This window comes from Polynucleobacter sp. AP-Ainpum-60-G11 (assembly GCF_018688375.1).
Taxonomy (GTDB): domain Bacteria; phylum Pseudomonadota; class Gammaproteobacteria; order Burkholderiales; family Burkholderiaceae; genus Polynucleobacter.
This window is the reverse complement of the sequence record NZ_CP061318.1, coordinates 63,002-84,412: the sequence shown is the minus strand read 5'-3', so window position 1 is coordinate 84,412 and position 21,411 is coordinate 63,002. Positions and strand designations below refer to the sequence as shown.

The following is a 21,411-nucleotide window of genomic DNA, read 5'->3' as shown; positions in this document are numbered from 1 at the left end:
TTAAGTTACTGATTTAATTGAATTAATTTCTTAGGTCGTCCACGGTGGCGCATCAGTGTCAGGTCAGGATTATCCTTAAACAACTTTTTAGCATAAATATCACTTACCCAGGGCTTAGACCTCACCAATGCTTCAGTAATCTGACGATCCTCCCAGTGAGGAGCGCCATCCTTCACAAACGCAGACCAGGCCATTTGTCTTTCAAAAGGGGTATTACCTAAGCTCCAGAAGTGCTGGTGATCAACCAACCAAGGCTCTGCATTGCCACCGATATGGCAAGCAAAACTAGTCCAAGTGGAATCCTGAGGACTAGATTCAAAACCGGCTCTGACTGGGTTGAGCTCGATATAGCGTTGGCAGCGCAAAAAATATTCGGGATCTATTAGCGAGGAACGATAGCGACCCTCCCAAATCGTTCCTGAGCGATGATGCTGCTGATTGAAATACTGGGCATAACGTCTACCTAAAGATTGCATCGTTTTTGCGAGCGAATCTACGTTTTGCGGAGTCATCAATAGATGAACATGATTGGGCATCAAAGCAAAAGCATGCACAGCACTCCCAAACTGTTTAGCGGCTTCCCTGAGCCAATCTAAATAGATACGGCGATCTGCATCATTAAAGAAGAGTATTTCCCGATTATTGCCACGGACCATGACATGCATTGCTTGGCCGGGAATAATGGTACGAGCTAGCCTTGCCATTGCTAAAGCGAACTACTGAAGTTCGCGCACACCGCCATTATTAGAAAACTCAGGAATAAACCAATCTCCATCAACCTGAGTTACACCTGCTGGCACTTCACGACCTTGTTGTGGTTCATCCTTTAGCGCCGTACTCATATAGGAGATCCACATTGGTAAAGCGAGCCCACCACCAGTTTCACGATCACCCAGACTTGCTGGTTTATCAAAGCCAATCCATGCAATCGCTACGACCTTTGGGTTATATCCCGCAAACCAAGCATCATGAGATTCATTGGTAGTACCTGTTTTACCGGCGATATCATTGCGACCTAATTTTGCTCTCGCACTGGCTGCAGTGCCAGTTTTTGTCACCTCTTGCAACATGCTGTCCATCACAAAAGCAGTTCTTGCATCCAATACACGAGGTGCATCTTCACGCGCTTGAGTGGGTTTGGCCTCAAACAGCACCGCACCTTTTGAGTCCGTCATCTTATTAATCAAATAAGGGTCTACACGATAACCACCATTTGCAAAAACACTGTACGCTGACGCCATTTGCAAAGGCGTCACAGAGCCCGCGCCCAAAGCCATTGTTAAATAAGGTGGGTGCTTCTCAGCCTCAAATCCAAAGCGCTGAATATATTCTTGGGCATAAGATGGGCCAATAGTACGTATTAATCGCACTGACACTAAGTTTTTTGATTTTGCTAAAGCAGTACGTAAGCGCATCAAGCCCTCGTATTTGCCATCGTAATTTTTAGGCTCCCAGGCCTGACTACCGGTTTCCATCCCGCCAATAGATAAAGGAGCATCGTTCACCATCGTGCTTGGAGAAAAGCCTTTTTCAATTCCAGCAGCGTAAATAAATGGCTTAAAAGAAGATCCTGGCTGCCGTTGAGCTTGAGTAACGTGATTAAATTTATTGCGACGGAAATCAAAGCCGCCCACCAAAGCGAGAATCGCACCAGTCTCTGCATTCATAGATACAAAGGCGGCTTCAACTTGCGGCAACTGGGCTAACTTCCAAACGCCGCCATCAGAAAGCAATCGAACAATCGCACCAGGACGTAAACGCTTTTTGGGTTGAGCGCTATCTGTTAGAGAAGCAGCAGCTAGCTTCATACCATCACCTTTGAGCGTGATCGTATCCCCAGTAGAAGTCATGACCAGCATTTCTTTTGGCTTGATATCGAGCACTACGCCAGACTGCAAATCATCTAATTGTGGATAAGCCAATAAGGCCTCATCAATTGCCCGTTGACGCCTCACAGAATCTTCCGGCAAATCAATAAATCCCTCTGGACCACGATATGCGTGGCGCAAATCATATTCAAAAATACCTCGGCGCACTGCCTTATATGCAGCATCCTGATCCGCCTTCAAGATCGTGGTGTAGACATCAATTCCCTGGGAATAGATTGCCTCACCATATTGCGCAAACAGCAATTGACGCACCATCTCGGCCGGAAAATCTGCACGAGTACTAAATTCATTTCCAAGTCCACGAATATGCAACTCTTCCGCCATGGCGATTTGATATTGCTCTTGAGTGATGTAAGACAAATCACGCATACGTTGCAAGATGTATTCCTGGCGAATTTTGGCACGACGGAAATTACTAACCGGGTTATATGCTGATGGCGCTTTAGGTAAACCCGCCAACATTGCTGACTCAGCAATCGAAATATCTTTTAACTCTTTACCAAAATAGATCTGGGCAGCACTGGAAAATCCATATGCTCGTTGCCCTAAAAAGATTTGATTCATGTAAATCTCAAGAATCTTGTCTTTGCTTAGTTGGGACTCGATTTCCCAAGCTAAGAGAACCTCATAAATTTTGCGACTGAAGGTTTTCTCATTGCTGAGAAAGAAATTCCGGGCTACCTGCATCGTGATGGTTGATGCCCCCTGCGAAAGATTGCCCCGCAAATTGGTAAGGGCAGCCCTGAGAATACCGACATAGTCGACACCACCATGGGAATAAAAGCGATCATCCTCAATGGCCAAGACTGCGTTACGCATACTCTTAGGTATCTCGATCAAAGGAATCACCTTGCGGCGCTCCTCGCCAAACTCACCAATCAGGACCTTGTCGGCCGTATAGATGCGCAATGGTGTTTTCGGGTTGTAGTCAACCAGCGCGGAAATCTTTGGCAAATTCGGCTTCGCTATAAGAAAAGCGTAGCCCAGCAACAACGTAAATATCACCGCAAAAACCATACTCAAAATGAGTAGTGCTTTTGTGAGGGGATTACCACCCGATTTCTTTGACAGAAATTGCCCCGCTCTTGACTGACCAGGGCCTCTATCAGGTAGTCGGGTATTTCGCCGGTTTAAGGGCGGCTTGTCTTTTGGGGGTAGGGCCATAGAGTCAAATTATAGGGTGCTTACGCACTTTTCCTTAAAGCTCCAAAACCCTTGTCAGAAATATTTTTAGGCAGCTATTTCTGACAAGTAATTCTGCCTTCCCCGATCCTTTTTCCTGAGTTCAGGGCGAACAATATGGCATGCCTCCACGCCATATTTCCCCCCAGTCTTTTGATGACATTCTGAGCGAGTTGGGGGACGACCCCGCCATCCCAGATCCCCATGGAATTCGCAAAACATCATCTCCCCCAAGGGTAGATACAGCACCCAAAAGCAAGGGCCCAAACCTCCCATTTGTATCTCAATCCTTTGATCTGAGAGGGTTCAATTTCACTCCGCTTTTGCTCTTAGGCGGCATCTTTTTGCTTTGCGGTGGAGCCCTCTTTTTTTACTTTGACTTCACTAGATCTGATGCTACTGAAGAAATTAGTAGCCTGCAGAATCAGCTAGTCACCCTCAAGGATGAGCTTGAATTCTCTCAAAGTGAATGGGCTTCTGAAAGAGATGCTCTATATGAGGCCATTGATGAGATAGAAGTAAGTGTTCACTCATTAAATATAAAACCTTCAATACAAGCACTCCAAACCAAGCCTGTAGTCATACCGCATGAGTTAGAACTGCGTCGCTGGCGGTATTTAGGGATCACAAGAATGGGAGTGACTGAGCAGGCCTTTTTTCATACTGGCAAGACCACCAGGATGGTGCAAAAACAGGATCTAACTTTGGGGGAATGGCGCCTCACTCAAGCAGAAAAAGAGTTAGCCGTCTTGACCCACCCTAAAGGCAAATCCATCACTTTTAACTCCACCCCATCAGAGTGACTTCCTTGAAGATTCTTCAGAAAATCCATGCCAACTTGGCAACCCTGATTTTGCTCTTTTTACTCAATCCAGCGTCAGGAAAGCACCCCGAGGCAAACCTCTCAGACAAGCCAAAAGATAACCGTATTAGCCTGCAATTTAGCCACATTGAAATGACTGAGCTTTTGCAGGTTTTAGCCAAAATGGGGAATACCAATTTTTTACTGAGCGAATCTATTCAAGGCAAGATTTCGGTCGACCTCAAGGACACCCCCTGGCAAACTGCCCTCCATTCCATTCTGGCTAGTCGAGGCTTGCGCCTTATCCGAAATGGGGATATTTACTGGATTGGCCCCCATGCGGAAATACAAAGTTTTCAAAAGAATCGTCGGGAGGATGCTGCTCTTCCTTTTGGTGGAGATCACATTAATAGCCCTCGCCAGATCCTTATAGAGGCTCGTATCGTCGAGGCAGACCAGCGCTTTGCACGCGAACTCGGTATCAAACTTGGTTACCAAGCCCAGGGTATTGGCAATCATCCAGACCAGCACGCCAGCGCAAATCTAGATCTTGCGGGTACCGGCTTAGCTGGTTTTAACCCTGCCACCTTGGCCGCTACCCTGGTTTCTAAGAATGCAGCCAGGTTGCTACAAATGGAGCTGTCAGCCCTGGAATCCGATGGCCAAGGCAAGATCCTCTCCAATCCCCGCATCATGACCGGCGATCAAGTCAAGGCCACTATTGAGCAAGGAACCGAGCTGCCCTACCAGGTAAGCTCTCAAAGCGGGAGTAAATTGCAGTTCCGCAAAGCCAACTTACGCCTAGAAGTCTTACCCAAAATTCATCCTGACGGGAAGATATCGATGTTGGTGGGGATCAATAAAGACACAATTGGCATGAAGACCGAACAGGGCTATGCCATTGATACCAAAAACCTGAGCTCTGAAGTCACTGTAGAAAATGGAGGCACTGCCATTATTGGTGGCATCTTTCAGACCACTGAACGCGATGATGAAATCAAAGTTCCGCTTCTAAGCGATATTCCTTTGATTGGGCATTTATTTCGCCATAAATCTAAATTGGCTGATAAAACTGAACTATTAGTCTTTTTAACCCCCACCGTGCTCGATAAACACTAATAAAATCGGAGGGTGAACTCTTCATCTAACAATATCTTTCTGATTGGCCTAATGGGTGCCGGGAAATCGACCGTCGGTAAATTGCTGGCTAAGAAATTGGATCGTCGCTTTTTGGATGCCGACCATGTGATTGAAGATCGTTGTGGAGTCAAGATTCCTGTCATCTTCGAAATGGAGGGTGAAGATGGATTTCGCAAACGTGAAGCTCAGGCCATCAAGGATGTAACCGCTGAACGTGATGTCATTTTGGCAACCGGTGGCGGTGCCATACTTCTACCTGAGAATCGGCAATTTCTCAGTGAAAGAGGAACCGTAATTTATCTCCATGCCAATCCAATGGAGCTGTGGCATCGCACTAAAGGTGGTGAAGGTAGACCGCTTCTTAAAAATGGCGATGCAAAAAAGATTTTGGAAAACTTATACGCCATTCGTGATCCCCTGTATCGCGAAATCGCTGACTATGTCATTGAGACTGGAAAACCCAGCGTCAATCAGCTCGTCAACACCCTCATCATGCAACTCGAACTCTCCGCATAAATTTATCCATGAAAACATTAGAAGTTGATCTAGGCAATCGTAGCTATCCCATTCATATCGGTACGGATTTAATAGATCAGCCAGAATTATTTAGCGCTTGTGAAAAAGCAACGTCGATTTATATTGTGACCAATACGACCGTTGCCCCCTTGTATGCAGATCGTCTTACCAGGACTTTAGAGAAACTCGGCAAACCTGTTAGAACGATTGTGTTGCCAGATGGAGAGTCTTATAAAGACTGGAAAAATCTTCAGCTCATTTTTGATGACCTCCTTCAGTTTGGTGCTGATCGTCAAACTATGTTGGTGGCATTGGGTGGTGGCGTCATTGGAGATATGACTGGCTTTGCTGCAGCTAGCTTTATGCGCGGTATTCGATTTATTCAAGTACCAACAACTTTATTAGCTCAAGTGGACTCTTCTGTCGGCGGCAAAACTGGCATCAATCACCCGCTCGGAAAAAATATGATCGGGGCATTTCATCAGCCAGCAGCGGTCATTGCTGACCTCAATACCTTAAAGACATTGCCTGCGCGCGAACTCTCTGCGGGCCTCGCTGAAGTGGTGAAGCATGGCGCTATTGCAGATGCGGAGTTCTTAAACTGGATTGAAGCAAATGCAAAAGCCTTGCTAGCCTGTGATACCGCAGCAATGGCGCATGCAGTTTTACGCTCTTGCGAAATTAAATCGGCAGTTGTTTCGGCAGATGAGAGAGAAGGGGGCATTCGTGCCACCCTCAATTTTGGACATACCTTTGGCCATGCGATTGAAGCCGGCATGGGTTACGGGGAGTGGTTACATGGTGAAGCTGTTGGCTGTGGCATGGTCATGGGTGCAGACCTATCAAGACGCTTGAACTTCATTACTCAGGATGAGGCCAATCGCTTAACTCAGATTATTCAATCTATGAATCTGCCGATAGCGCCCCCGAAGTTTGGCGCACAGCGTTATATGGAATTGATGCAAGTAGATAAAAAGACTGAGGGCGGACAAATCCGTTACGTCGTTTTAGAAAAGATTGGCAAAGCGCAAATTAAGAGTGTTCCCGATGCTCAGGTCATAGAGACCCTAGCTGCCACAGGGGCAGTTTAATTTCCTAACTTACTTATTCTGGAGCAGGCCAATAGTAATTGCTTGCCCGGCTTGGGCGCTAGCAAATTCCGACAAGTCGCCCAGTAGCTCGCGCCCAGTTTTGGTATCTAGCCACAGCGGTGAAGCTAAAGTCCCAGCCCAGCGGTAGTGATAACCGCCAGATTTTGCTGCTACCCAGATTTCATGCAGAGGGGGTTGTGTATTGACCACAATTACGCTGCGATCCCTGAATCGAATATTGATCACGTTCCCGCCCTGGCGCTCTACATCGAGATCTAAATCCAAGGCATCGTCTGCAGCTTCCAAGGCCACTTCAATTGACTGCAATAAATTGCTGCCTAACTGGTGGAATTGCTTATCGTCGATGGTTTCCACAGTCAAATTACTCGGCTTCATATTAGAGTCCTGCATGCTATATTCAATCATTCGTTTTAGAGACATTCATGATAGCGATTCTTAAAAGAACTCTTGGTATTAGCCTTCTAATATCCCTTGTTGGGTGTGGGGTCAGAGGGCCCTTATATTTGCCAAATGTACCGCCGGCACCAAGCCCTCCCTCTGAACCAGAACCCAAAGGCAAGCTCTATCCACCCCAAAGCCCTGCTACCAACCCAACATCGACCAAGCAATGACAAGTAAAGCGATTCCACTCCCTGACTTAGCTGGATTTACAGAGCGCAACGGCAATTGGTATGCGGAAGAAATTCCTTTGTCAGATTTGGCAAAAGAATTCGGCACGCCTTTGTATGTCTACAGCAAAAAAGCATTGACCGAGGCTTATCAAGCCTATGACAAAGCTTGTGTAGATTCTTCTGGTAAAAGACGTGCTCGCGTCCACTATGCGATGAAGGCGAATAGCAACTTAGCGGTGATCGATTGCTTTAAGAAATTAGGTTCTGGCTTTGACTTAGTCAGCGGCGGTGAATTAGCTCGTGCCCTTGCAGTTGGTGCAGATCCAAAGAGTTTGGTATTCGCAGGTGTTGGCAAGTCCGCCTCTGAAATTGCTCAGGCCTTAGAGGCTGGCGTTAAATGTATCAACGTGGAATCGATCGCAGAACTGCACCAAATTAATCGCGTTGCCACTAAGCTGAATTGTCGCGCCCCAATTTCTTTGCGCGTAAATCCCGATGTAGATGCACAAACACATCCCTACATCTCTACTGGATTAAAGGGAAATAAATTTGGAATTGCTTATCACGAGGTTTTAAAAACCTATCGTGAGGCTGCGCTGCTTTCACAAATTGATGTAGTGGGCATTGATTGTCATATTGGCTCACAAATCACCACCACAGCACCCTACCTTGATGCGCTTGATAAGGTACTCGAGTTAGTTGCTCAATTGAAAAAAGAAGGTATTGAGATTCATCATCTCGATTTAGGTGGTGGCCTTGGGATCTCCTATGGAGACGACAATCCACCAGACATTACCGAGTTCACCAATACCTTACTCAACCGTGTTGCTGAGCGCGGCTTTGCGCATCTCGATATCGTCTTAGAGCCCGGTAGATCCCTTGTAGGCAATGCTGGCGTGCTTTTGACCAAAGTGGAATATCTCAAGCCTGGCGCTGAGAAAAACTTTTGTATTGTTGATGCGGCAATGACCGAGTTGATGCGTCCAGCCCTCTACGAGGCTTATCACGGTATCGTTCCAGTCCAGACTAAACAAGTTACAAACTCCACTTATGACATTGTTGGACCTGTTTGCGAATCCGGTGATTGGCTTGGAAGAGATCGTAATCTTGCAGTTGAAGAAGGCGATCTACTGGCTATTCTGTCTACTGGCGCTTATGGTTTTGTGATGGCATCGAATTACAACACGAGACCAAAGCCAGCAGAGATTATGGTTGATGGCAAGAACGCATACGTCATTCGCGCACGGGAAAATGTTGCTGATCTATTTGCTAGTGAAACCGTCTTGCCAAATTAAGTTCAATTGAACGTTCACTTCTTTTAGTGAATTATGAGGCAATAAAAAACCCCGCTACATCAGCGGGGTTTTTGTTTTGCACTGAACCTTAAATTAATGCAAGCCTGCCATGTAATCAGCGACAGCTTTCATTTCTTGATCAGAAAGCTTGGTAGCAATCGTAGTCATTTGCGTACTATTTTTACGAGTGCCTTCACGGAAAGCAAGCAACTGTGCTGCGTTGTACTCAGCCCACTGACCGCCCATACGTGGGTACTGTGATGGAATGCCAGCGCCAGTTGGGCTATGACATGCTGCACACGCTGGAACACCCTTGGCGGCGATACCACCGCGGTAGATGCTTTGACCTAATTCAATCGTGTTTTTGTTTTGAGCGATGCCCTGTGAAACTGGCTGAGCAGCTAAGTAAGCAGAAATATTATTCATATCTTGCTCAGTTAAGGTAGCAGCCATTCCCATCATGACTGGGTTAGCACGAGATCCGTCTTTAAAATTCTTTAACTGCTTAGTAGTGTAGGCAGCATGTTGAGCAGACAACTTAGGCCAAGTGGCTGTAGCGCTTTGCCCTTTAGGTCCATGGCAAGTAAGGCAGGCAGTTACACCACGGCTAGCGTCGCCGTTAGAGTACAGCGCTTCACCGACTGCAGGATCTGCCTTAGGCTTACCTGGAACTGCTGGCTTAGCAGCAGCCTCCGCCATCGGAGCAGCAGCAGGAGCAGGATCTGCAGCGCTAACCACGCCGGAGAAGCTGGTCATCGCCAGAAAAAAGCCAGCGGCTAGGCTAGCGCTTACGCTAGTTAATTTGGAGATTTGAGAGGTTTGACGCATTATGTTTACCTTGGCAAAAATTCCTAAAAGTGTTTGGGCCCTACTTTTACAACCTTTTACCCAACACCATGAGATATTTCATGATTTTGCGTGATTTTACAATAGCTTCTGGACATGTCTAAACTCTTTCAAGCCCGATTCGCGACCACAGTCAACGACACCCATTGTTTGCCTGCCACTCCACTGCGTGAGGTGGCCTTTGCTGGGCGTTCAAATGCGGGTAAATCTAGTGCAATTAACGTGCTTTGCAACCAAAAAAGGCTCGCTTTTGCCAGTAAAACGCCAGGACGCACTCAGCACATCAACTATTTTGGGCTTTTTGCAAAAGACGATCTTTTAGCCTATTTAGTGGATTTACCTGGATATGGCTACGCGGCCGTCAATCATGAGACCAAATACCACTGGAATGCCCTCCTAAGCGATTATCTGCAAGAGCGGGAGCAACTGGTAGGCATGGTCCTTATTGTGGACTCTAGACGTGGCATCACCGATTTGGATGAGCAAATGATTCAGTGGTTTGTGCCAACCGGCAAACCAATTCATATTTTGCTCAGTAAGTGCGACAAACTCAATAAAAGTGAGTGCAAGCATGCCCTAGAAGCCGTGCGTAAGCGATTACAACAATACGATCCGGCACTGCCTGACGGCAATGGTGAATCTACCCAACTTACGGCACAATTATTTTCAAGTACTAAGCGTATTGGTCTTGAAGAGGCCGACAATATTGTTATTAAATGGTTATTTGAAGCAGAGACTCAAGAAGATGAAATTACAAGCTAACTCTTTATTGAACTTTCCGGCACATCGCCCACGTCGTATGCGTCACGATGATTGGTCCCGCCGCCTGATGCAAGAGAACCACCTCCACTCAAGTGATTTGATTTACCCCGTCTTCCTGCTTGAAGGCAGCAATCAGTCTCAAGCCGTTGCTTCCATGCCAGGAGTCAATCGGGTGTCGCTAGATTTACTTTTCGGCGTTGCCGAAGAATGCGTTTCATTAGGCATTCCTGTAATGGCACTCTTTCCAGTGATTGATGCATCTCTGAAAACACCTGATGGCAAAGAAGCTTTTAATCCCAATGGATTAATTCCAACTGCCGTGCGTGAACTCAAGAAACGCTTTCCGAATTTGGGCATCATGACGGATGTCGCACTTGACCCTTACACAAGCCACGGTCAAGATGGTGTCTTAGATGAGCAAGGTCGTATTCTGAATGATGAGACTACAGCGATCTTGGTACAACAAGCTATTACTCAGGCGGAAGCTGGTGTTGATATCGTTGCACCATCCGACATGATGGATGGTCGCATCGGAAAAATTCGTGAGGCGCTAGAGCAGAAGAAACTGATTCACACTCGCATCATGGCTTACTCAGCTAAATATGCTTCTGCGTTTTATGGCCCATTTCGAGATGCAGTAGGTTCAGCAAAGAATTTAGGCAAGGCCGATAAAAAAACATACCAAATGGATTGTGCCAATACTGACGAGGCTTTGCGGGAGGTTGCGCTTGATATCAGCGAAGGGGCTGATATGGTGATGGTCAAACCTGGCATGCCATACCTAGATATCGTGCGTAGAGTGCGTGATGAATTTAATTTCCCAACCTACGCTTATCAAGTGAGTGGTGAATACGCCATGCTCAAAGCTGCCGCGCAAAATGGTTGGCTTGATCATGACGCTGTGATGATGGAATCCTTGCTGGCATTTAAACGTGCTGGTGCCGATGGCATCCTGACTTACTTTGCACTTGAAGCTGCACGCCTTTTAAAGGCCGCCAAGTAATTAATGGCTCAAGAAGGTAAATGGCTTATCCCCATTTACATCTAAGTAACTTAATTACCCAAAGCTTTCTTCAAACGCTCAGAAAAACGTTGTGGCGGCATATAACCAATCACCCGTTGGTCTTTTAACTCTTCTGAGTTGAGATCAAAGATCAAAATTCCGGGCGGGCCAAATAATCCAAAGCGCTTTAGTAGAGCCTGATTCTCAGGGCTGTTCTTTGTCACATCCGCTTGAACTAAAACAAATTGCTGTAGATCTTGATTCACTTCTGAATTTGCAAATGTATTGACCTCCATCTCTTTACAAGAGATGCACCAGTCTGCATAAAAATCTAAGAGCACTAATTTCTTTTGTTCTTTAGCTTGGATTAAGAGTTGATCTAACTGTGCGCTAGATCCAATCACTACAAAATTCGCATTTCCAACCTGATGTTGACGCTGACCATTAACCATTGTCTTGCCTGCTTCCCCACCATTACCTTGGAGTAATGGAGATGCAATCCAGGCTGCAGTTGCCACCAGGAGAACACCAAGCGTTTTTTGCAACCAGACCATCCAAATACCAGTAGATGGAATGAGGATGCGCGCCTCAATAGCAATAAGTAAAAGGGGTAATCCCATGCCCAAAGCCATCACAAAGAGAAGTCCTGCACCCAAACTCATTGAGCCCGTTTGGGCAATAAACGCGAGTACCCCAGCTAAAGGTGCAGTAATACAAGGGCTGGCAACTAATGTAGAAATTCCACCTAGAGCAAAGGCACCAAAAAAGCTGCCCCCTTTATGGCGCCCTGCCAATTGGTCTACCTTTTGCTGCCAAGATTGGGGCATTCTGAGCTCATATAGGCCAAATAGACTTCCTGACAAGGCTAACAGCAATACAGAAAAGGTTATTAACGCTATAGGGCTCTGCAGGGCCCTTTGGACACTACCACCCAGAGCAGCCATCAAGACTCCGGCTAAGGCGTAGACACAAGCCATACCAAGTACATAAGCGACAGCCAGAAGACTTGCCCGACTCTTACTAATAGATTGCTTGCCCTGCGTTCCAAATACCACGCTCGAGAGAATGGGTAGCATCGGTAGAACACATGGGGTGAAAGCTAGTGCCAGACCCAGAATGAAGAATGCTAGGAAAAGATATCCAGTTGGCGTGCTTTCTAAGAAGCGACTAATGGCATTAACGTCATCACGCTCACGCCATATATCCATTAGGCTCAATTCTTTTTGGGGCGCAGTAGCTGCTGATACCCCATCCAATACATCCGGTATCGGCCCAGCCTTTACCCCCGGTCCTGCAAGTAAAAATTTCAGGGTCATTGGTGGATAACAAATTCCTGCTTCAGCGCAGCCTTGTAATTCCAGCTCAAAATATAGAGGCTTTCCTGCTTCTGCTTTTTTATCCAGAGTGAGCAGAAATGCCTGCTTATAAACCTGCATTTTCTTCTGAAAAGTCTCGTCATACTTTTCAATCCCATAAGGAAGCGATGCCTTTACAAGCCCTAATTTACTGAGCTCGGAGCCCATCTTAAAATGCAAGGATTCTTGATAGATGTAATAACCCTTGGCTGGAAAAATCTCCAACTCAATGTCATTCGTATTGACCGACCAGCTTGCTTCAGCCTGAAATGCTTTCTCAGGCGGCAGGAATTCTGGAGCTGCAAATGCATTCCCCGCAAAGAATAGGAGTGTTGCTAAAGCCGGGATGAATCTGTTAATCAATCTCATGAGACTTACTTTACCTCGGCCTGCACCCACTTGCCATACAGCGCTTCAAATTTTTCAGGAGCATAGGTAATCACCTCTGGTAAATCATAAGGATGATTACTTTGGATGAAATTAGAAATATCCATCCATTTATCTGCAACCGTCTTTGCTGACAATAGAACCTCACTGCCTTCGCATACCTTGCCTTCCCATCGATAGATGGAATGCACGCCCTCTTGAATTTGCACGCAGGCAGCCAAACGGCTTTCAATCAATTGATGTCCCATTTTCTTTGCATCTTCAAGCGATGCAAAGCTGGTAACAATAATCAATAGTTCGGCAGATTGGTCTTTGGTCATAGTGTATTTAAACTGTATAAATGAAAAAAGCCAGACCGAAGCCTGGCTTTTAATCTTGCTAAAGGGCTTATGCCTCTTCAGCCACTGCTGTTTCTTCAACTTCTGGACGATCTACCAACTCAACCAAAGCCATAGGCGCATTGTCACCATGACGGAAGCCAAACTTCAAAATGCGAAGGTAGCCACCTGGACGGGTTGCGTAACGTGGGCCGAGCTCTGTAAAGAGTTTGGTCACGATATCGCGATCGCGTGTGCGATTGAATGCTAGGCGACGATTTGCTAAGTTATCTTTTTTACCCAAGGTAATCAAAGGCTCAACAACCATGCGCAATTCTTTTGCTTTTGGCAAAGTGGTTTTAATCACTTCGTGCTCCAAAAGAGAATTGGACATGTTGCGCAGCATCGCCAAGCGATGTGATGATGTTCTATTTAGTTTGCGTAAGCCGTTTCCGTGACGCATGATGCTTCCTTTCTAATTATTTCTCGAGGTTAGCTGGAGGCCAGCTTTCGAGTTTCATGCCAAGACTTAAGCCACGAGCCGCCAATACATCTTTGATTTCATTCAAAGACTTACGACCTAAATTAGGCGTCTTCAACAATTCATTCTCTGTACGTTGAATCAAGTCACCGATGTAGTAAATGTTCTCAGCCTTCAAGCAATTTGCAGAGCGAACTGTGAGTTCGAGATCATCAACCGGACGCATCAACATTGGATCAACCATTGAAGAGCGGCTTGGTGCGAGATCACCAGAAACTTCGCTGCTTTCGAGAGCTGCGAATACAACTAACTGATCAACCAAAATGGTAGCGGCTTGACGAATCGCCTCTTCAGGAGACAGCACACCGTTTGTTTCGATTGTCATTACGAGACGATCAAGGTCGGTACGTTGCTCAACACGAGCAGACTCAACAGCATAACTAACACGGCTTACTGGGCTAAATGAGGCATCCAATACGATGCGGCCAATGATCTTGGTAGCTTCGTCATGGTATTGACGCATATTGCCCGGTACATAACCACGGCCTTTTTCAACCTTGATCTGCATATCCAACTTACCACCAGCTGACAAGTGAGCGATAACGTGATCAGGGTTAATGATTTCTACATCATGTGGCAAATCAATATCTTTTGCTGTAACGACGCCTGGGCCTTCTTTACGCAAATTGATAGTAACTTCATCACGTGACTGCAACTTAAATACGATACCTTTGAGGTTCAACAAAAGGTTAACTACATCCTCTTGAACGCCATCTAATGTGGAGTATTCATGAACAACACCAGCAATTGCTACTTCAGTTGGTGCATAACCAACCATCGAAGACAACAAAACACGACGTAATGCATTTCCGAGTGTGTGGCCATAGCCACGCTCGAACGGCTCCATAACAACCTTAGCTTGGTTGGCGGTAAGCGCTTCAACAGAAATAATTTTTGGCTTGAGCAAATTTGTTTGCATATTTTTTCCTTGAGAGTGCCTAATTAGCGTGAATACAATTCAACAATCAAACTTTCATTAATTTCGCCGCTAATGTCTTCACGGTCAGGCACTTGCTTAAATGTTCCCTCGAGCTTGGCTGCGTCAACTGAAACCCAAGTAACAGCTGCCATTTGCCCAACTAAATTGAGTGATTCTGTAATACGCGCTTGCTTCTTCGCTTTTTCACGAATCGCAACAATATCACCAGGCTTAACCTGAATAGATGGAATATTGACAGGGCTACCATTGAGCAAAATTGCGCAATGAGAAACCAACTGACGTGCTTCAGCGCGTGTTGAACCAAAGCCCATGCGATACACCACGTTGTCTAAACGTGACTCAAGCAACTGGAGCAATGTTTCGCCAGTATTGCCTTTACGACGCTCAGCTTCTGCGAAGTAACGACGGAATTGACGCTCTAATACGCCATAGATACGCTTAACCTTTTGCTTTTCACGCAATTGATTGCCGTAATCAGATGTTCTTGAGCCAGATGTACGGCCATGTTGACCAGGCTTAGTATCTAACTTGCATTTGTCTGACAGGGCGCGACGTGCGCTCTTTAAAAATAAGTCGGTACCTTCCCGACGTGCTAATTTGGCCTTAGGCCCTAAGTAACGTGCCACGATGCTTTCCTTTCTTTGCCGCAGTCTTACGACCGACGGTGAGTTCACCCTTTAATTCAGATGAACGGTGGGCTTTAATAAAAAACTACTAAAACTGTTGTACTGCCAAGATCTAAGCTTAGATACGACGACGCTTTGGAGGACGGCAACCATTATGTGGAACTGGAGTTACGTCTTGAATCTCAGTGATCTTGATGCCCAATGAGTTCAATGCACGAACCGCTGATTCACGACCTGGGCCTGGGCCTTTGATCTGAACTTCCAAGTTCTTGATGCCGCATTCAATAGCTGTCTTACCAGCAACTTCTGCAGCTACCTGAGCAGCAAAAGGTGTTGATTTACGTGAGCCCTTGAAACCCTGGCCACCAGATGTTGCCCATGAAAGCGCATTACCTTGACGATCAGTGATCGTAATAATGGTGTTATTAAAAGAAGCGTGAACGTGTGCAATACCGTCAGCAACGTTCTTTTTAACCTTCTTACGTGCGCGCTGTGAAGCTGCAGAAGCGGATTGTTGTTTTGCCATGTCAATAAACTTTCTTGATTATTTCTTGAGTTGCACGCCAGACTTACGTGGGCCCTTGCGGGTACGCGCGTTAGTCTTAGTACGTTGACCACGTACAGGCAAGCCCTTACGATGACGAACGCCACGATAGCAGCCTAAGTCCATTAAACGCTTGATGCTCATCGTTACTTCACGACGAAGGTCACCTTCAGTGATGAACTTACCTACTTCATCACGCAACTTTTCCAAGTCACCATCAGTAAGATCTTTAACTTTTTTGTCGATAGCAACACCTGTGGTTTCACAAATTTTGCGAGCACGTGTTGTGCCGATGCCAAAAATTGCTGTTAAACCGATAACAGTATGTTGATGATTTGGGATATTTACCCCAGCGATACGTGCCATGAGATTTCCTCTTAATTAACCAGATCAGCCTTGACGCTGCTTATGACGTGCGTCTGAAGAACAGATCACACGCACAACGCGTTTGCGCTTAATGATCTTGCAATTTCTGCAAATACACTTAACGGATGCCAAAACTTTCATAACTCACCTCTAAAAAAATATGTACTACTTAATCTTTACTTCGCTCGGAAAATGATTCTTGCGCGTGTAAGGTCGTAAGGAGTCATCTCCACCGTTACCTTATCTCCTGGCAGAATGCGGATGTAATGCATCCTCATTTTTCCAGAAATATGCCCTAGAACCACATGTCCGTTCTCTAGCTTCACGCGAAACATTGCGTTCGGCAAATTCTCAATAATTTCTCCCGCCATCTGAATTACATCGTCTTTAGACATTCAGTTAAGCGCCCATCTTAAAGTTAGCTTTTTTCATCAAAGAACTATATTGTTGTTGCATTACGAATGACTGAACTTGAGCCATGAAATCCATTGCAACAACGACAATAATCAACAATGAAGTACCGCCAAAATAGAATGGCACGTTGTACTTCAACACTAAGAATTCCGGCAACAAGCAAACCAAAACCATATAAATTGCACCAGCCAATGTCAAACGAACCAAGATCTTATCGATATAACGACCAGTCTGATCGCCAGGACGAATACCTGGAACAAAAGCGCCGCTCTTCTTTAAGTTATCTGCAGTCTCACGGCTGTTGAAAACCAAAGCTGTGTAGAAGAAGCAGAAGAAAATAATCGCAGCTGCATACAAAATTGTGTAAACAGGTTGACCTGGGGCTAATGTTGCTGCCAAGTCTTTAATAATTCTGCTGAACATATTGGTAGGCTCGCCTGATGTAAACCAGCCAGCAATCGTTGCAGGGAACAAAATGATAGATGAAGCAAAAATTGGAGGGATAACACCAGCCATATTCAACTTCAATGGGAAATATGAAGACTGACCGCCATATACCTTGTTACCAACTTGACGCTTAGCGTAGTTCACCAAAATACGGCGCTGACCACGCTCTACAAATACAACAAAATAAGTTACCGCAATACAAATTACTACGATGAGTAATGCGGATAGGATATTCATGGAACCGGTACGAACTAATTCAAGCAAGCTACCGATTGCAGTTGGCAAGCCAGAAACAATACCGCCGAAAATAATAATAGAGATACCGTTGCCGAGACCGCGCTCAGTGATCTGCTCTCCGAGCCACATCAGGAACATCGTGCCAGTAACTAAAGTAACTACTGTGTTGAGTTCAAACATCAAGCCAGGATTAATAACTAAACCTGGTTGAGCCTGCAGTGCTACTGAGATGCCTAATGCCTGGAATGTTGCCAAGAACACAGTACCGTAACGGGTGTACTGAGTGATCTTGCGCTGTCCTGCTTGACCTTCTTTTTTCAAAGACTCCAAAGAAGGAACAACAATCGTCATTAACTGCATGATGATCGATGCAGAGATGTAGGGCATGATTCCTAAAGCAAAAACTGTGAAGCGCGATAAAGCACCACCTGAGAACAGATTGAACATTCCCAAGATGCCATCTTTTTGACCGGAGAACAATTGTGCCAATTGGTCAGGGTCAATACCTGGAACAGGAATGTGCGCGCCCAAACGGAACACGAGCAATGCCAAAACCAGGAATATCAAGCGCTGGCGTAATTCGCCAAACTTGTTTCCTGATTGAGCAATATTTGCTGTGTTGGTAGGAGCGAGTGCCATCGTTTACTAAAAACTAATTAAACCAAGTCAACCAATTTGCCGCCAGCTGCTTCAATAGCCGCTTTTGCACCTGCAGTTGCTGTAATACCTTTGAGGGTCACAGCAATTGACAGTTCGCCAGTCTTAATTACTTTGACTGCATTGATTTGCTCGCCAGCAAAACCATGGGCTCTCAAAACCAACAAGTCTACTTCTGGCAAGTTGATTTTTGCTAAGTCATTCAAAGTGATTTGACCAACGTGACGACGTGTCAAAGACACGAAACCGCGTTTTGGCAAACGACGATACATAGGCATCTGGCCGCCCTCGAATCCAACTTTGTGGAATCCGCCGGAACGTGATTTTTGACCTTTGTGACCGCGGCCTGCAGTTTTACCAAGGCCTGAACCGATGCCGCGACCTACGCGACGACGATTTTTCTTGGATCCCTCTGCGGGTTTGAGTGTATTGAGTTGCATATTCTTCGCCTATTTACTTGCTAGTTATTAGCCAATGACTTTAACTAGATAAGAAACTTTATTAATCATTCCGCGAACAGCTGGAGTGTCTTCCAATTCTGAAACAGAATTGATACGTCCGAGGCCTAAACCACGAACAGTTGCACGGTGGCTTTCGCGTGTGCCGATCAAGCTGCGCACTAATTGCAGTTTGACTTTGGAGTTAGTTGTTGTCATTTATAGATTCCTAATCTTTTGGTCTTAGCCGAGAATCTCTTCAACTGACTTACCGCGCTTGGCAGCAATTTCAGAAGGAGTGCTCATCTTGCTCAAGCCATCAATCGTTGCACGAACCATGTTGTAAGGGTTTGTTGAGCCAAGTGACTTGGCAACAACGTTAGTTACACCCATTACATCGAAAATTGCGCGCATTGGGCCACCAGCGATAACGCCAGTACCGTCTTTAGCTGGAGAAATCATCACGCGTGACGCGCCATGCTTACCAATCACAGTGTGCTGCAAAGTACCTTTACGTAAGGAAACTTTGATCATCTTGCGACGAGCTTCGTCCATTGCCTTTTGAACAGCAACTGGAACTTCTTTTGATTTGCCTTTGCCCATGCCGATACGACCATCGCCATCGCCAACTACAGTGAGTGCAGCGAAGCCGAGAATACGACCACCCTTAACCACTTTAGTTACACGATTAACAGCAATCATCTTCTCGCGAAGACCATCATCACGCTCTTCGTTTTGCATCTTGGTTTGCATTTTTGCCATGTTTTTTCCTAAACCCTATTAGAACTTCAGGCCGGCTTCACGCGCAGCTTCAGCTAAGGCCTTAATACGGCCGTGGTAACGATGACCGGAGCGATCAAAAGCAACATCAACAATGCCTGCCTTAACAGCACGCTCAGCAACTAATTTGCCGATATGTTTAGCCGCATCAGCGTTGCCGCCGTTTTTGATTGCTTGGCGCAAATCTTTTTCCATTGTTGAAGCAGCTGCTACAACTTTGGTTCCGCATGGGCTATATACCTGTGCAGAAATATGTGAGTTGCTACGGATAACTGTTAAGCGATTTGCCAATGCTTCGGCAATGCGAATACGAGTCTGCCTAGCGCGTCTTTGTCTGGATTCGTCTTTATTCATTTTTTAATCTCGCTTACTTCTTCTTAGTTTCTTTCAGGTGCACAACCTCATCCACGTAGCGAACGCCCTTGCCTTTATATGGCTCTGGTGAACGGTATGCGCGAACTTCAGCGGCAACCTGGCCAACTTGCTGCTTGTTGGAACCTTTAATAATGATTTCAGTTTGAGTTGGAGTCTCAGCTTTTACACCCTTTGGCAGGTTGTAAATAATGTCGTGTGAGAAACCTAACTGCAACTTCAATGTTTCGCCTTGAGCTGCAGCACGGTAACCAACGCCTACCAAGCTGAGCTTGCGCTCAAAGCCAGTAGTTACGCCAACAACCATGTTGTTAACTAGTGCGCGGGCTGTACCTGACTGTGCACCAGCTTCTGGTGTGTCGTTATTTAAAATAACTGTCAATACGCCATCTTCTTGTTTCAAACCAACAGAAGGATGCAAGTTATGTGTCAAAGTACCCAATGGGCCTTTTACAGTGATGTTTGCACCGTTGATGCTGATTTCAGCGCCCTTAGGTACTGGAATAGGTGATTTTCCAACGCGGGACATATCTCTCTCCTTACGCGACGTAGCAAATAACTTCGCCACCAACGCCGTTTGCACGAGCTTTGCGGTCTGTCATTACGCCTTGTGGGGTTGAAATAATTGCGATGCCCAAGCCATTCATCACTTCAGGAATGTCGTGGCGGCCTTTGTAGATACGTAGACTTGGTGTAGAAACACGGTCAATACGCTCAATAACAGGGCGGCCTGCGTAGTATTTGAGTTCAATGTGTAGCACTGGCTTAGCTGCTTCACCTTTGATTTCAAAACTATCGATATAACCTTCATCCTGCAAGACTTTTGCAATAGCTACTTTAACTTTTGACGACGGCATCAAGACTACGGGTTTCTGCACTGCTTGCGCATTGCGGATCCTTGTCAACATGTCGGCGATTGGATCGCTGATACTCATGAGTTCTCCTAATTCTTTCGCCGCTTACCAGCTGGCCTTGGTTAAACCGGGGATTTCGCCACGGAAGGCGATTTCACGAATTTTGCTACGCGCTAAACCAAACTTGCTGAATACACCGCGCGGACGACCGGTTAATGAACAACGATTTCTTTGACGAATCGGGCTTGCGTTACGTGGAAGTGCCTGTAGCTTCAAGCGAGCTTCATACCGCTCTTCATCGCTGCGTGATTGATCAGCAATGATTGCCTTGAGTTCAGCACGCTTTACAGCGTACTTCTCTACAGTTTTTGTGCGCTTATTCTCGCGCTCAATTAGGGATAGTTTTGCCACGTTAGCCTCTTAATTGCGGAAAGGGAATTTGAACGCTGCTAACAAAGCTTTTGCTTCTTCGTCAGTCTTAGCGGTCGTCGTAATACTGATATTGAGACCACGGAGGGCATCAATTTTGTCGTATTCGATTTCAGGGAAAATGATTTGCTCTTTAACGCCGATGTTGTAGTTACCACGGCCGTCAAATGCCTTGCCGGAAATTCCACGGAAGTCACGTACGCGTGGCAAAGCAACAGTCACGAAACGGTCTAAAAATTCGTACATGCGTGCACCACGCAATGTCACCATGGCGCCGATTGGGTAGCCTTGACGAATTTTGAAACCAGCAATCGCTTTTTTCGCTTTTGTCACAACTGGCTTTTGACCTGCAACTTTAGTCAAATCACCAACTGCATTTTCGATAATTTTCTTGTCGTTCACTGCATCGCCCAAGCCCATATTGAGGGTTACCTTAGTGATACGTGGAACTTCCATTACTGACTTGTAACCAAATTTGGCGATCAAATCAGCAACAACTTTAGCTTGATAATGTTCTTGAAAACGTGTGCTCATAATTTCTCCGTGCCCC

Annotated in this window: 30 protein-coding genes; 8 read left to right on the top strand and 22 right to left on the bottom strand. The window is 45.9% G+C overall.

Annotated elements, in window-relative coordinates:
- Positions 1–5: 5 nt before the first annotated feature.
- Both FD971_RS00505 and FD971_RS00500 read right to left on the bottom strand, forming a co-directional pair.
- Entirely contained in the window at positions 6–704 is a 699-nt protein-coding gene (locus FD971_RS00505) for a transposase (RefSeq protein WP_215334175.1), read from the bottom strand.
- Between the two features lie 12 nt (positions 705–716).
- On the bottom strand, positions 717–2,906 hold the full coding sequence (locus FD971_RS00500; protein WP_251368689.1) for a penicillin-binding protein 1A: 2,190 nt from the start codon (positions 2,904–2,906) through the stop codon (positions 717–719).
- Positions 2,907–3,193: 287 nt separating this feature from the next.
- Between FD971_RS00500 and FD971_RS00495 the strand changes: the two genes are divergently transcribed.
- The 4 genes from FD971_RS00495 to aroB are packed head-to-tail and all read left to right on the top strand — an operon-like array spanning position 3,194 to position 6,620.
- A complete protein-coding gene (locus FD971_RS00495) occupies positions 3,194–3,874 on the top strand; it encodes a hypothetical protein (protein ID WP_215334173.1) in 681 nt (226 codons plus the stop codon).
- Positions 3,871–4,992, top strand: coding sequence for a secretin and TonB N-terminal domain-containing protein (locus tag FD971_RS00490; protein ID WP_251368635.1), 1,122 nt, complete (start codon positions 3,871–3,873; stop codon positions 4,990–4,992). The genes FD971_RS00495 and FD971_RS00490 overlap by 4 nt, the downstream gene beginning before the upstream one ends.
- A 12-nt stretch (positions 4,993–5,004) precedes the next feature.
- Positions 5,005–5,529 carry a shikimate kinase gene (locus tag FD971_RS00485; RefSeq protein WP_215334172.1) on the top strand — a complete coding sequence of 175 codons (525 nt, stop codon included), beginning with the start codon at positions 5,005–5,007 and terminating at the stop codon, positions 5,527–5,529.
- Between the two features lie 8 nt (positions 5,530–5,537).
- A complete protein-coding gene (gene aroB / locus FD971_RS00480) occupies positions 5,538–6,620 on the top strand; it encodes a 3-dehydroquinate synthase (RefSeq protein WP_215334171.1) in 1,083 nt (360 codons plus the stop codon).
- 9 nt (positions 6,621–6,629) lie between these two features.
- Here aroB and cyaY read toward each other — a convergent pair whose 3' ends face one another.
- Positions 6,630–7,016, bottom strand: a complete 387-nt coding sequence (gene cyaY, locus FD971_RS00475; RefSeq protein WP_215334170.1) for an iron donor protein CyaY — start codon at positions 7,014–7,016, stop codon at positions 6,630–6,632.
- 47 nt (positions 7,017–7,063) lie between these two features.
- Here cyaY and FD971_RS09960 point away from each other — a divergent pair, with 47 nt between their 5' ends.
- Together FD971_RS09960 and lysA are read left to right on the top strand one after the other, a co-directional pair.
- Positions 7,064–7,252, top strand: a complete 189-nt coding sequence (locus tag FD971_RS09960) for a lipoprotein (RefSeq protein WP_215334169.1) — start codon at positions 7,064–7,066, stop codon at positions 7,250–7,252.
- On the top strand, positions 7,249–8,547 hold the full coding sequence (gene lysA / locus FD971_RS00465; protein WP_215334168.1) for a diaminopimelate decarboxylase: 1,299 nt from the start codon (positions 7,249–7,251) through the stop codon (positions 8,545–8,547). The genes FD971_RS09960 and lysA overlap by 4 nt, the downstream gene beginning before the upstream one ends.
- Before the next feature lie 93 nt (positions 8,548–8,640).
- Here lysA and FD971_RS00460 read toward each other — a convergent pair whose 3' ends face one another.
- A complete protein-coding gene (locus FD971_RS00460) occupies positions 8,641–9,303 on the bottom strand; it encodes a cytochrome c (RefSeq protein ID WP_371743068.1) in 663 nt (220 codons plus the stop codon).
- 186 nt (positions 9,304–9,489) lie between these two features.
- Here FD971_RS00460 and yihA point away from each other — a divergent pair, with 186 nt between their 5' ends.
- Together yihA and hemB are read left to right on the top strand one after the other, a co-directional pair.
- Positions 9,490–10,155, top strand: coding sequence for a ribosome biogenesis GTP-binding protein YihA/YsxC (yihA, locus tag FD971_RS00455; protein ID WP_215334166.1), 666 nt, complete (start codon positions 9,490–9,492; stop codon positions 10,153–10,155).
- On the top strand, positions 10,139–11,158 hold the full coding sequence (hemB, locus tag FD971_RS00450; protein WP_215334165.1) for a porphobilinogen synthase: 1,020 nt from the start codon (positions 10,139–10,141) through the stop codon (positions 11,156–11,158). Before yihA ends, hemB begins: the two co-directional genes overlap by 17 nt.
- Positions 11,159–11,208: 50 nt before the next feature.
- Here hemB and dsbD read toward each other — a convergent pair whose 3' ends face one another.
- From dsbD to rplE, 18 genes are all read right to left on the bottom strand, one after another.
- Complete coding sequence (gene dsbD, locus FD971_RS00445; protein ID WP_215334164.1) at positions 11,209–12,882, bottom strand: protein-disulfide reductase DsbD; 1,674 nt, start codon at positions 12,880–12,882, stop codon at positions 11,209–11,211.
- A gap of 5 nt (positions 12,883–12,887) precedes the next feature.
- On the bottom strand, positions 12,888–13,319 hold the full coding sequence (cutA, locus tag FD971_RS00440; RefSeq protein ID WP_251368634.1) for a divalent-cation tolerance protein CutA: 432 nt from the start codon (positions 13,317–13,319) through the stop codon (positions 12,888–12,890).
- Positions 13,288–13,680, bottom strand: coding sequence for a 50S ribosomal protein L17 (gene rplQ, locus FD971_RS00435; protein ID WP_015420256.1), 393 nt, complete (start codon positions 13,678–13,680; stop codon positions 13,288–13,290). Before rplQ ends, cutA begins: the two co-directional genes overlap by 32 nt.
- Before the next feature lie 16 nt (positions 13,681–13,696).
- Complete coding sequence (rpoA, locus tag FD971_RS00430; RefSeq protein WP_015420255.1) at positions 13,697–14,677, bottom strand: DNA-directed RNA polymerase subunit alpha; 981 nt, start codon at positions 14,675–14,677, stop codon at positions 13,697–13,699.
- Positions 14,678–14,700: 23 nt separating this feature from the next.
- Complete coding sequence (gene rpsD / locus FD971_RS00425) at positions 14,701–15,324, bottom strand: 30S ribosomal protein S4 (RefSeq protein ID WP_215334163.1); 624 nt, start codon at positions 15,322–15,324, stop codon at positions 14,701–14,703.
- A gap of 118 nt (positions 15,325–15,442) precedes the next feature.
- A complete protein-coding gene (gene rpsK / locus FD971_RS00420) occupies positions 15,443–15,850 on the bottom strand; it encodes a 30S ribosomal protein S11 (RefSeq protein ID WP_015420254.1) in 408 nt (135 codons plus the stop codon).
- A gap of 18 nt (positions 15,851–15,868) precedes the next feature.
- Positions 15,869–16,234, bottom strand: coding sequence for a 30S ribosomal protein S13 (gene rpsM, locus FD971_RS00415; protein WP_015420253.1), 366 nt, complete (start codon positions 16,232–16,234; stop codon positions 15,869–15,871).
- A 24-nt stretch (positions 16,235–16,258) separates the two neighbouring features.
- Complete coding sequence (gene rpmJ / locus FD971_RS00410) at positions 16,259–16,375, bottom strand: 50S ribosomal protein L36 (RefSeq protein ID WP_012357167.1); 117 nt, start codon at positions 16,373–16,375, stop codon at positions 16,259–16,261.
- A gap of 35 nt (positions 16,376–16,410) precedes the next feature.
- Positions 16,411–16,629, bottom strand: a complete 219-nt coding sequence (gene infA, locus FD971_RS00405) for a translation initiation factor IF-1 (protein ID WP_015420252.1) — start codon at positions 16,627–16,629, stop codon at positions 16,411–16,413.
- A gap of 4 nt (positions 16,630–16,633) precedes the next feature.
- Positions 16,634–17,971 carry a preprotein translocase subunit SecY gene (secY, locus tag FD971_RS00400; protein WP_215334162.1) on the bottom strand — a complete coding sequence of 446 codons (1,338 nt, stop codon included), beginning with the start codon at positions 17,969–17,971 and terminating at the stop codon, positions 16,634–16,636.
- Positions 17,972–17,988: 17 nt separating this feature from the next.
- Positions 17,989–18,429 (bottom strand): 50S ribosomal protein L15, encoded by a 441-nt coding sequence (gene rplO / locus FD971_RS00395; protein WP_015420250.1) that lies wholly within the window; start codon positions 18,427–18,429, stop codon positions 17,989–17,991.
- A gap of 27 nt (positions 18,430–18,456) precedes the next feature.
- Positions 18,457–18,645, bottom strand: a complete 189-nt coding sequence (rpmD, locus tag FD971_RS00390; RefSeq protein ID WP_215334161.1) for a 50S ribosomal protein L30 — start codon at positions 18,643–18,645, stop codon at positions 18,457–18,459.
- Positions 18,646–18,669: 24 nt separating this feature from the next.
- The gene (gene rpsE / locus FD971_RS00385; protein ID WP_015420248.1) at positions 18,670–19,188 is read right to left on the bottom strand and encodes a 30S ribosomal protein S5; all 519 of its coding nucleotides are present in this window, start codon (positions 19,186–19,188) and stop codon (positions 18,670–18,672) included.
- 18 nt (positions 19,189–19,206) lie between these two features.
- Positions 19,207–19,560 (bottom strand): 50S ribosomal protein L18, encoded by a 354-nt coding sequence (gene rplR, locus FD971_RS00380; RefSeq protein ID WP_215334160.1) that lies wholly within the window; start codon positions 19,558–19,560, stop codon positions 19,207–19,209.
- Between the two features lie 13 nt (positions 19,561–19,573).
- Positions 19,574–20,107, bottom strand: coding sequence for a 50S ribosomal protein L6 (gene rplF / locus FD971_RS00375; protein ID WP_215334159.1), 534 nt, complete (start codon positions 20,105–20,107; stop codon positions 19,574–19,576).
- A gap of 10 nt (positions 20,108–20,117) precedes the next feature.
- Positions 20,118–20,513, bottom strand: coding sequence for a 30S ribosomal protein S8 (rpsH, locus tag FD971_RS00370; protein WP_015420245.1), 396 nt, complete (start codon positions 20,511–20,513; stop codon positions 20,118–20,120).
- A gap of 24 nt (positions 20,514–20,537) precedes the next feature.
- Positions 20,538–20,843, bottom strand: coding sequence for a 30S ribosomal protein S14 (rpsN, locus tag FD971_RS00365; protein ID WP_046329384.1), 306 nt, complete (start codon positions 20,841–20,843; stop codon positions 20,538–20,540).
- A gap of 9 nt (positions 20,844–20,852) precedes the next feature.
- Entirely contained in the window at positions 20,853–21,395 is a 543-nt protein-coding gene (gene rplE / locus FD971_RS00360; RefSeq protein ID WP_046329383.1) for a 50S ribosomal protein L5, read from the bottom strand.
- Positions 21,396–21,411 lie beyond the last annotated feature (16 nt).